Raw genomic sequence first — 1,833 nt, 5'->3', positions numbered from 1 at the left:
GTGGCGCTGATTAGCCTCAAGCCGACGCGCGCGCCACCGGGGCGGGACGCAAACCGGGCCTCAAGTAGCGCGAAGCGCGATAGGCCCACTAAGGATGAACATGCGCGCTGTCCTGTCCAAGGCCCCCGGCGGCCCTGAAACGCTCGTCGTCGAGGAGGTCATGGACCCCCGGCCCATGAAGGGCGAGGTGGTGATCGACGTGCGGGCCATCGGGGTCAACTTCCCCGACACCCTGATCATCGAGGACAAATACCAGTTCAAGCCGCAGCGTCCCTTCTCGCCCGGCGGCGAGGTGGCCGGGGTGGTCGAGGCGATCGGGGAGGGCGTGACCAATGTCCGCAAGGGCGACCGCGTCATCGCCGTGCCCGGCTGGGGCGGCATGGTCGAGCGGCTGGCGGTCCCCGCCGTCTCGGTGATGAAGATCCCCGACGCCATGGATTTCAACACGGCCGCGGCGCTGGTGATGACCTATGGCACCTCCTGGTACGCGCTGAAGGACCGGGCGCAGCTGAAGGCGGGCGAGAGCCTTCTGGTGCTGGGCGCCGCGGGCGGCGTGGGCGTGGCCGCGGTCGAGCTGGGCAAGGCCATGGGCGCGCATGTGATCGCCGCCGCCTCGACCAACGACAAGGTCCAGTTCGCGCTCGAGGCGGGCGCCGACAACGGCCTGATCTACCCCTCGGGCAAGATGGACAAGGCGGCCCAGAAGGAGCTGTCGGGCGAGCTGAAGCTGGCCTCGGGCCGCGACGGGCCCGACGTGGTCTATGACGCCGTCGGCGGCGACTATTGCGAGCCCGCGCTCAGGGCCATGGACTGGAACGGCCGCTATCTGGTGGTCGGCTTCCCGGCCGGCATTCCGGCCCTGCCGCTGAACCTGACCCTGCTGAAGTCGGTGTCGGTGATCGGGGTGTTCTGGGGCGCGGCGGTGATGCGGGATCCGGCCGCCCATGCGGCGAATATGGCTGACCTGCTGCGCTTCTGGGAGGACGGAAAGATTCGCCCGCGTGTCAGCCAGACCTTCCCGCTGGAACGCGCCCATGAGGCCATCAAGGCGTTGGGCGACCGGTCGGTGATGGGCAAGGTGGTGGTGACGGTGGATAGCTGAGCGGCGGACCGCGTTCGTACCGTCATTCCGGGGCTGGACCGGCGTAGCCGGGAACAGAACCCGGAACCCAGGTGTCTGGACGCGATCCTTCACCTGCCAACCAGTCCGGTCTCCCGGGTTCCGGGTTCCGCTGCGCGGCCCCGGAATGACGGGGGAAACGCTCGCAGCCTTGATTCAATCCTCGCGCAGCCGCTCCAGGGCGGCATGGGCCTGATCCTTGTGCCGGCGCTTGATGTTGGCGCCCAGGGTGGCGATCAGGGCGGCGATGACGGCCGCGTCGTCGGTGAAGCCGATGCCGGCGAAGATGTCGGGAATGGCGTCGAACGGCAGGACGAAATAGGCCAGCGCCCCGACCATGATCCCCTTGGCCGCCGTCGGCGTCTCGGGGTCGCGGGCGGCGAACCAGACCGACAGGGCCTGCCCGGCGAAGGGGATTCGCGAGGCCGTGCGCCGGATCTTGGGCCAGAAGCCCTTCTGCACCCGCACCTCATTGACCCGCTGGATCGAGGGCACGAGGGCGCGCGACGGGTCCAGCGCGTCTTCGGGCGTCATCGGCCCATCGGCGGGTTTGGCTTTGGCGGACATGGCGGCTAAACCCCGCGGCAATCTCAAGGTTCAAACAACATAGGGGCTTCGGCCATGAAACTCGACGGTTCGATCGCGGCGGTGGTGACGGGCGGAGCCTCGGGTCTGGGCGAGGGCACGGCCCGGGCCATCGCGGCCACGGGCGC

At 69.1% G+C, this 1,833-nt stretch carries 2 protein-coding genes and 1 pseudogene; 2 read left to right on the top strand and 1 reads right to left on the bottom strand.

The window, feature by feature from the left end; genetic code table 11:
- Positions 1 to 100 precede the first annotated feature (100 nt).
- A complete protein-coding gene (locus V6M42_RS03485) occupies positions 101 to 1,102 on the top strand; it encodes an NADPH:quinone oxidoreductase family protein (RefSeq protein WP_332677186.1) in 1,002 nt (333 codons plus the stop codon).
- A gap of 174 nt (positions 1,103 to 1,276) precedes the next feature.
- Here V6M42_RS03485 and V6M42_RS03480 read toward each other — a convergent pair whose 3' ends face one another.
- Positions 1,277 to 1,687, bottom strand: a complete 411-nt coding sequence (locus V6M42_RS03480; protein ID WP_332677185.1) for a YkvA family protein — start codon at positions 1,685 to 1,687, stop codon at positions 1,277 to 1,279.
- A 54-nt stretch (positions 1,688 to 1,741) separates the two neighbouring features.
- Between V6M42_RS03480 and V6M42_RS03475 the strand changes: the two are divergent.
- A pseudogene (locus V6M42_RS03475) lies at positions 1,742 to 1,833 on the top strand (3-hydroxy-2-methylbutyryl-CoA dehydrogenase); the annotation flags it as partial.

The sequence above is a fragment of the Brevundimonas sp. genome, from assembly GCF_036677305.1.
Lineage (GTDB): Bacteria > Pseudomonadota > Alphaproteobacteria > Caulobacterales > Caulobacteraceae > Brevundimonas.
This window is presented reverse-complemented; position numbering and strand designations above follow the sequence as displayed.

Bases quoted from the DNA above. Each gene is read 5' to 3' on its own strand.
- V6M42_RS03485 (WP_332677186.1), top strand. From the start codon at position 101: ATGCGCGCTGTCCTGTCCAAGGCCCCCGGCGGCCCTGAAACGCTCGTC.
- V6M42_RS03480 (WP_332677185.1), bottom strand. From the start codon at position 1,687: ATGTCCGCCAAAGCCAAACCCGCCGATGGGCCGATGACGCCCGAAGAC.